The sequence below is a fragment of the Citrobacter sp. wls711 genome (assembly GCF_005281055.1).
Lineage (GTDB): Bacteria > Pseudomonadota > Gammaproteobacteria > Enterobacterales > Enterobacteriaceae > Citrobacter > Citrobacter gillenii.
The window spans coordinates 95,671-104,140 of sequence record NZ_SZXC01000053.1 but is presented as its reverse complement, the minus strand read 5'-3'; the positions used below and the strand labels follow the sequence as shown (position 1 = coordinate 104,140).

The window sequence follows — 8,470 nt, the reverse complement described above, 5'->3', positions numbered from 1 at the left end:
ACCGATCCTTAACTGATCAGCATTACACCTTGCGGTGGCGTTGATGTTTATACGGCGAGATTAATCGTCGAGGAAGCTACGCAGCACTTCAGAACGGCTCGGGTGACGCAGTTTACGCAGCGCCTTCGCTTCGATCTGACGGATACGTTCGCGGGTAACGTCGAACTGTTTCCCGACTTCTTCCAGCGTGTGGTCGGTGTTCATATCGATGCCGAAACGCATACGCAGAACTTTCGCTTCACGCGCTGTCAGGCCAGCCAGAACGTCGTGCGTTGCGGCACGAAGGCTCTCGGTGGTGGCAGAGTCCAGCGGCAGCTCGAGGGTGGTATCCTCGATGAAATCACCCAGATGCGAATCTTCATCGTCGCCGATCGGCGTTTCCATGGAGATAGGCTCTTTGGCAATCTTCAGCACTTTACGGATCTTGTCTTCCGGCATCAGCATGCGTTCAGCCAGCTCTTCCGGCGTTGGCTCGCGGCCCATCTCTTGCAGCATCTGGCGGGAGATACGGTTGAGCTTGTTGATGGTCTCAATCATATGCACCGGAATACGAATGGTACGCGCCTGATCTGCGATAGAGCGGGTGATCGCCTGACGGATCCACCAGGTTGCATAGGTGGAGAACTTATAACCACGACGGTATTCAAACTTATCTACCGCTTTCATCAGACCGATGTTGCCTTCCTGAATCAGATCGAGGAATTGCAGACCACGGTTGGTGTATTTCTTAGCGATAGAGATAACCAGACGCAAGTTAGCTTCAACCATCTCTTTTTTCGCACGGCGGGCTTTCGCTTCACCGATGGACATACGACGGTTGATGTCTTTAACCTGCTCGATGGTCAGGCCGGTTTCTTCTTCAATTTGACGCAGTTTCTGCAGGCCGCGGTGGACGTCATCTGCCACGTCGTGCAGTTTTTCAGACCACGGTTTGTTCATCGCGATAGCCGCGTTGAACCAGGTTTCGCTGGTTTCGTTGCCGGTGAACAGGGTGATGAAGTTTTTCTTCGGCATTTTGCACTGCTCAACGCAGAGCTTCATGATCAGACGTTCCTGAGTACGCACGCGGTCCATCATGACGCGCATGCTGTTTACCAGGTAGTCGAACTGCTTCGGCACCAGGCGGAACTGTTTGAACACTTCAGACAGCTTCTGAATTTCTTCCTGCGCGGCAGCATGGCTGCGGCCTTTCGCTTTGATAGTGTCGCGGGTGATTTCGTACTGAGTACGCAGTTCACCGAATTTCTCGCGCGCTAATTCAGGGTCGATGCTGTTGTCGTCATCGCTGCTGTCGTCGTCTTCTTCTTCATCTTCGTCTTCGTCGTCATCCATCTCTTCCTGAGAGAGTTCAGACCCGACGTGCGTCGCCGTTGGTGCCATGTCTTCTTCCGCGTTCGGATCGACAAAGCCGGTGATCAGGTCGGAAAGACGCGCTTCTTCAGCTTCTACGCGATCGTACTGCTCGAGCAGATAGGTGATGGCTTCCGGGTATTCTGCAACGGAGCATTGAACCTGGTTAATCCCGTCTTCGATACGTTTAGCGATGTCAATTTCGCCTTCACGGGTTAACAGTTCAACGGTACCCATTTCACGCATGTACATGCGCACCGGGTCAGTTGTACGGCCGATTTCGGACTCAACGCTGGACAGAACCTGGGCAGCCGCTTCTTCCGCGTCTTCATCGGTGCTGTTGGAGGTTTCAGCAAGCAGCAGATCATCGGCATCCGGTGCTTCTTCCATCACCTGAATACCCATGTCATTGATCATTTGGATGATGTCTTCGATTTGATCTGAATCGACGATATCTTCCGGCAGATGGTCATTGACCTCGGCATAGGTCAGATAGCCTTGCTCCTTACCACGTTGGACAAGTAGCTTCAGCTGTGACTGCGGGTTTTGCTCCATAAGACGGTATCCACACTTAATTCGTTTGATTGGTGTTGGGCGGTAAAACCGCCAACGGCAAAACGAGGGCATACTTATATTTTGCCGCTGCCTCTCCGTGCGGCTGTCGGGGGCTTCCCGAACGATATTCGGCAGTTAAGCCGTTAAGTTCATTTTTTTTCCAGGGCTTGTCTGATTTCCCAGAACTCCCGGCGTTCTTCATTGCTTAGACCGTGCGTGCGATCGCGAGCTATCAACTCTTCTTGTCGCTGTTCAAGCATTGAATCAAAAATTCGGTTTAGCGTGTCGGTGAACATTTTTTCAACATTCTCATCCCTTATATCGTTCCAGGCTGAGAGTTTTTCAAGTGTTGAGTATTCACCTGTTCCGCGATAATTTTCTAACAGCTGCCCGGTGTTTAGGCCCGGCTGTGCAACACAGAGACTGACCAACTCGTTAAACAGGCTGAGTCCTGGTAATTTACTCTGTGCTAGCCCATTCAAGGGGGGCACCAGTGGCGCCAAGTTCGGGTTTTGTACCAACAGTCCTATAAGTATACGCATAGGAGTCTGTTTTATCTGCTGAGTTGGGCGTATGACGCCACTTTCAGCCTGTTTTGGCATTAAACGATCAAGTTGGGCATCGTCAAAAATCCCCAGCTTCAGGCCCAGCATTTGGCGCAGCTGAATACGGTGCGCATCGCCAGGGACCTGGCTGATAAGCGGCAGTGCCAGCGCGGCAAGCTGCGTACTGCCATCTGGCGTACTTAGGTCAACCTGTGGTAACAGGCTGTTAAATAAGAACATTGAGAGTGGCTGAGCCTGCTCCATCCGCGCTTCAAAAGCCTCTTTTCCTTCTTTACGTACCAACGTATCCGGGTCTTCCCCGTCGGGCAGGAACATAAAGCGTAGCTGACGACCGTCTGTCATGTAAGGCATTGCTGTTTCCAGCGCACGCCATGCGGCATCTCGTCCGGCGCGGTCGCCGTCGTAACAGCAAATCACATTGTTTGTTGCCCGGAATAACATATGCATGTGGTCAGCCGTGGTCGACGTACCCAGTGAGGCAACGGCATAGTTGATACCGTATTGCGCCAGGGCTACAACATCCATATATCCTTCGACAACCAGCAGACGCTGTGGTTCAGCGTTGTGCTGTTGGGCTTCATAAAGGCCATACAGCTGGCGACCTTTATGGAAAATATCGGTTTCCGGGGAGTTCAGGTACTTCGGCGTATCATTACCGAGCACACGGCCACCAAAACCAATCACCCGGCCTCGTTTGTCGCGAATCGGGAACATCACGCGATTGCGGAAACGGTCGTAAGTTCTTCCCTGGTCGTTCATGACCAGCATTCCGGCATCGAGCAGCAGCTTCCTGTTGTCGACATTGCCGCCGAAACGTTTTAATGCGTTATCCCAGCCTGGCGGAGCAAAACCAATAGCGAACTGCTGAACAATTTCGGTACTCAGGCCGCGTTGTTCCAGGTACTGGCGAGCAGGCTCGGCGATAGGTTGGGCGAAGGATTGCTGATAAAAATCATTTAACCCTTCCATTAACTGATAGAGATTTTGCCGTTGATGGCGCTCTATCTGACTCAGGCCAGTTCCGGCTTCATACGGCACTTCAAGATTGTGCATCGCCGCCAGCTCTTCGACGGTTTCAACAAACTCGAGTTTATCGTAGTTCATCAAAAAATCGACGGCATTACCGTGTGCGCCACAGCCGAAGCAATGGTAGAACTGCTTTTCACCGTTAACGGTGAAAGAGGGGGTTTTCTCGTTATGGAACGGACAGCACGCATGGTAGTTCTTGCCCTGCTTTTTCAGCTTTATCCGCGCGTCGATAAGATCGACGATGTCGGTTCTGGCAAGCAGATCGTTGATAAATACGCGTGGGATTCTTCCGGCCATATGCCCCGTTATTTTTAACGACTTATAAACGAAAACAAGCCGCGCATTCCTTCCGGAAGCACGGCCTTACAACTACAACTCAGTCTGAATTGAGAGCCTTAGCTCCCAATAGATTAGTACAGACGAGTGCGGCGTGCGTTTTCGCGAGCCAGTTTCTTCGCGTGACGTTTCACAGCAGAAGCTTTAGCGCGCTTACGTTCGGTAGTCGGTTTTTCATAGAACTCACGACGACGAACTTCCGCCAGAACACCTGCTTTCTCGCAGGAACGCTTGAAGCGACGCAGTGCTACGTCGAACGGCTCGTTTTCACGTACTTTAATTACCGGCATGTAACTCTCACCTTTATAAATTCGGTTTGCCGCTGGCATCTACGCCAGCTTATTTCAAAATGGTGCGGAATTTTACTGCAATTGCTGCTGCTTTGTAAAGCACCGACGCGATTTTGAAAGGGACTTTTATAAGGGTGAGGAGTATACACGAGGGTTCTTCCTTGGGCGAACAAAGTTTTACATCAACCCGCATTCGACCTACACTGCGCGGTATTAGAGCGAGGTAAAACAAGTCATGCGTGTACTGGGAATTGAAACATCCTGCGATGAAACCGGCATCGCCATTTACGACGATGAAAAAGGTCTTTTAGCCAACCAATTGTATAGTCAGGTGAAATTGCACGCTGACTACGGTGGAGTTGTGCCTGAATTGGCTTCACGCGATCACGTGCGTAAAACCGTACCGTTGATTCAGGCGGCGCTGATTGAAGCAGGGTTAACGGCAAAAGATATTGATGCGGTGGCCTATACCGCAGGACCGGGTCTGGTCGGTGCGCTGCTGGTGGGGGCGACCGTAGGGCGTTCTCTGGCGTTCGCTTGGAATGTTCCGGCCATTCCTGTACACCATATGGAAGGCCATTTGCTGGCACCGATGCTGGAAGATAATCCGCCGGAATATCCTTTTGTAGCGCTGCTGGTTTCTGGCGGGCACACGCAGCTGATTAGCGTCACCGGTATTGGACAGTATGAGTTGCTGGGCGAATCGATTGACGATGCGGCCGGTGAAGCGTTCGATAAAACGGCCAAACTGCTGGGGCTGGATTATCCAGGTGGCCCGATGCTGTCTAAGCTGGCGTCTCAGGGCGTGGAAAAGCGTTTTGTCTTCCCGCGCCCGATGACCGATCGTCCGGGGCTGGATTTCAGCTTCTCAGGACTGAAAACGTTCGCCGCGAATACCATTCGTAATAACGAAAACGACGATCAGACCCGTGCGGATATCGCCCGTGCATTTGAAGATGCGGTGGTCGATACGCTGATGATCAAGTGCAAACGCGCGCTGGATCAAACCGGTTTTAAGCGTCTGGTGATGGCGGGGGGCGTGAGCGCTAACCGTACCCTGCGGGCCGCGCTTGCGGAAATGATGCAAAAACGCCGTGGCGAAGTGTTCTATGCGCGCCCGGAATTTTGTACCGATAACGGGGCGATGATCGCCTATGCGGGCATGGTGCGTTTTAAATCCGGAGCAACGGCAGACCTTGGTGTCACCGTGCGTCCACGCTGGCCGCTGGCGGAGTTACCGGCGGCGTAAGCGTACCGGGAAAGCGGACTGGAGAGATGCGTAGGAAAAAGGGGCGACGCTACGCCGCCCCGGCGGGATTTACAGTAAAACCAGAGGCATCCACAGCAGGCCGGTTATCACCAGCAGGACGAGGAATATCAGGCCGAAGATGGCGCCCAGTCGCCAGTAATCGGCCGTCGGCAAGTAGCCGCTGCCGTAGTAGATCGGGCTTGGTCCGGTAGCGTACGGGGTCAAAATACTGCCCAGACCAATGGCGGCACCGACCATCAGGCAGAATACCGGCAGCGGGATATCCGGCATCGCCAACGCGGCTGCAATCATCATTGGCGCGAGGGCAGAGGTATAGGCCGTGGCGCTGGCAAAGAAATAACGCAACAGATAGAACACCACGATCAACGCCACCATTACCATTATCGGCGAGTAGCCGCTGAGTCCGTTTGCCAGCAGTTTGCCGAACCAGGAGATAAAGCCAGTATTGTTCAGCCCGGTGGCAAGGGTAATCAGCGAAGCCAGCCAGAAAAAGACGTTCCATGCCGCTTTATTACTGACAATGTCATCCCAGCAAATGATGCGCAGTACCAGCATCAACGCCACCACGCTGTAGCCGACCATTGCGGCATCAATATAGTCACCGCCAAAGATCCACAGCACCAGCGCTCCCACCATCAATACCAGCATCTTTTTCTCACGCGCGCACAGTGGCCCCATCGCCTTCAGCTCGGTTTCCGCCCAGCGCGGGACCTGATCGCCAGATTTCTGCACCGGTGGGTACAGCACGTAGGCCAGCCAGGGCACGATCAACACCAGTAAAATGCTCAGCGGCAGCATGCCTAAGAACCAGTCACCCCAGCTTAACGCTGTATGGGAAGCACCTTTCATCAGGCCAATTAGCAGCAGATTTGGTGCCATCGCCGTTAAAAAAATAGCGCTGGTGACGCAGTCGGCGACGATCCCCATCCACATAATGTAAGAGCCAATGGAGCGGGCGCTGGGATCGTTGGGTTGAGAGTGATACAGCGGCGGCAGGTTACGAATGATCGGGTAGATAATGCCTGCGCCGCGTGCGGAATTAGACGGTGTCACGGGGGCAAGGATCAGTTCGGAGAACATCACCGCATAGCCGAGAAACAGCGTGCGATGCCCCATCTTCTTTACCAGCATCAGCGCGATACGCCGACCCAGACCCGTTTTCTCGTAACCGGTGCCGAACATAAAGGCGGCGAAAATCAGCCAGATAACCGAGTTAGAAAACCCCGACACCGCCCATGACAACGATTTGGCGGTAAATTTAAATCCGTCCTGGGCGAGTTGCTCAGGGCTGAACAACAGCCACGGCGACAGCACGGCAATGATAGAAATACCAATCATCGCCACTACCGCACCGGGAACAGGTTCCAGGATAAGCCCGACGATGACCCCGGTAAAGACGGCAAAATAGAGCCAGGTGTGGCTTGCAAGACCGCCAGGAACGGGCAAAACAGCAATAATGGCGATGACCACCAGCGGAGCCAGGTATCGCCACCAACCAGCTAAAGGTGCCATTGTTGTATCCCTGCGAAAGGGGGAGAGGTATGCGCCTCTCCGGGAGGGTTATTTGATGTAGTGCACGTGCTCGCAGATTTCTTCGACGATCAGGTCGCGACGTTCAGCGAACAGCTTTTTGTTTTCGGCGATCAGGTTGTTGCCATGGGTATCGATGGAAACAATCAGCGGGCCAAACTCTTTAACCCGGCACACCCACAGGGATTCCGGCATGCCCAATTCCGTCCAGTGCACCTCTTCAATTTCTTCAACCTGCGTGGCGGCAACAACCGCGCAGCCAGCCGGGAAGATCACGTGCAGTGCTTTGAATTGCTTACACCCTTCTTCGGTCGACGGTCCCATGCCGCCTTTGCCGACCACCAGTTTGACGCCGGTTTGCTCGATGAACTCTTTCTCAAAGGCTTCCATACGCATGCTGGTGGTTGGGCCGACGGAGACCATCTCCCATTTTTCCCCGTTCTTACGCACGATTGGGCCGGCGTGAAAAATGGCTTTACCGTTTAGATCGTACGGGATCGGGCGCTTGAGCTCGATCAAGCGGCGGTGACACACGTCGCGACAGGTCACCAGCGTACCGGTCAGGTAAATGACATCGCCGACGCGAATGTCTGCCAGATCTTCGGCTTTGATCGGGGTTGTCAGGATCTTTTTCATAACGCGCTCCGGGTGTGAGACAGATTTTCGAAGGAGAGATCGGCATGAACCCGCAGCGTGCCGCGACGGTGCGCCCAGCAGCCGGTAGAAACGGCCACGCCGATGGTCGACGGGTGGCGTGCGGCCGATTCGATATGCACGCCCATCACGGAGCTGTTACCCGTTAGCCCCTGTGGGCCAATACCCAGACGGTTAAGTCCTTCCTCGAGACGCAGTTCCAGCTCGGCAGCTTTGGGATTGGGATGGCGTGAGCCAATCGGGCGCAGTACGGCTTTGCGTGACAGCACGGCGGCGGTTTCAACGGAGGTCGCAATACCTACGCCGACCAGCACCGGTGGGCAGGCGTTTACTGCTAGCGTGGAGATATTCTCAAAAACAAACTTCACGACACCTTCGTAGCCTTCGGAAGGCATTAACACTTTGGAACGCCCCGGCAGCGTACAGCCACCGCCCGCCATATAGACTTCAATTTCTGCGTCGTCAGCGTCGGGGATGATGTCCCAGGTGACCCATGGCACGCCGGTACCGGTATTTTTGCCGGTGTTTACCTCGTCAAAAATCTCTACCGCATTGTGGCGTAGCGGCGCTTTCACGGTGGCGTCTTCAACGGCCTGCTTAAGGATGCTTTGCAGTTCGCCCAGCAGTGGAAAGCGGGAACCGACCTTCACAAAGAACATGATTTCACCGGTGTCCTGACACGCCGGGCGATTCAGGTCGATCGCCTTCTGCATGTTGTCAAACATGGTGTGGTAGATAATTTTACCCATCGGCGAGGTTTCGCCTTCGCGTAGCTGTTTTAATTTATCTACGACATCGTCGGGCATACGGGTAGAAATCATGGCGGTAAAATCAGCGACAATGTTAGTCAGCGTATTTATCGCATGTTGGTTATTTTGATGGCTCATCAT

Annotated in this window: 7 protein-coding genes; 1 reads left to right on the top strand and 6 read right to left on the bottom strand. The window is 53.7% G+C overall.

Translation table 11 applies throughout. The features are described from left to right. Positions 1-60: 60 nt before the first annotated feature. The 3 genes from rpoD to rpsU all read right to left on the bottom strand — a co-directional run bounded on the left by rpoD (position 61) and on the right by rpsU (position 4,126). A complete protein-coding gene (gene rpoD / locus FDW98_RS16835; protein ID WP_096755616.1) occupies positions 61-1,905 on the bottom strand; it encodes an RNA polymerase sigma factor RpoD in 1,845 nt (614 codons plus the stop codon). Positions 1,906-2,054: 149 nt separating this feature from the next. After that, positions 2,055-3,797: a DNA primase gene (gene dnaG / locus FDW98_RS16830; RefSeq protein WP_096755617.1), complete on the bottom strand. Its 1,743-nt coding sequence runs from the start codon at positions 3,795-3,797 to the stop codon at positions 2,055-2,057. Between the two features lie 113 nt (positions 3,798-3,910). Next, positions 3,911-4,126 carry a 30S ribosomal protein S21 gene (rpsU, locus tag FDW98_RS16825; protein ID WP_001144069.1) on the bottom strand — a complete coding sequence of 72 codons (216 nt, stop codon included), beginning with the start codon at positions 4,124-4,126 and terminating at the stop codon, positions 3,911-3,913. Between the two features lie 235 nt (positions 4,127-4,361). Here rpsU and tsaD point away from each other — a divergent pair, with 235 nt between their 5' ends. Further along, entirely contained in the window at positions 4,362-5,375 is a 1,014-nt protein-coding gene (gene tsaD, locus FDW98_RS16820) for a tRNA (adenosine(37)-N6)-threonylcarbamoyltransferase complex transferase subunit TsaD (protein WP_096755618.1), read from the top strand. Between the two features lie 69 nt (positions 5,376-5,444). On the opposite strand, the gene FDW98_RS16815 is transcribed toward tsaD, so the two are convergent. Genes FDW98_RS16815 through ttdA form a run of 3 tightly spaced genes read right to left on the bottom strand, consistent with a single transcriptional unit; the run spans position 5,445 to position 8,470 of the window. Further along, positions 5,445-6,908: an anion permease gene (locus tag FDW98_RS16815; RefSeq protein ID WP_096755619.1), complete on the bottom strand. Its 1,464-nt coding sequence runs from the start codon at positions 6,906-6,908 to the stop codon at positions 5,445-5,447. Between the two features lie 48 nt (positions 6,909-6,956). Beyond that, positions 6,957-7,562 (bottom strand): L(+)-tartrate dehydratase subunit beta, encoded by a 606-nt coding sequence (gene ttdB, locus FDW98_RS16810; protein ID WP_096755620.1) that lies wholly within the window; start codon positions 7,560-7,562, stop codon positions 6,957-6,959. Beyond that, positions 7,559-8,470, bottom strand: coding sequence for a L(+)-tartrate dehydratase subunit alpha (ttdA, locus tag FDW98_RS16805; protein WP_096755621.1), 912 nt, complete (start codon positions 8,468-8,470; stop codon positions 7,559-7,561). The genes ttdB and ttdA overlap by 4 nt, the downstream gene beginning before the upstream one ends.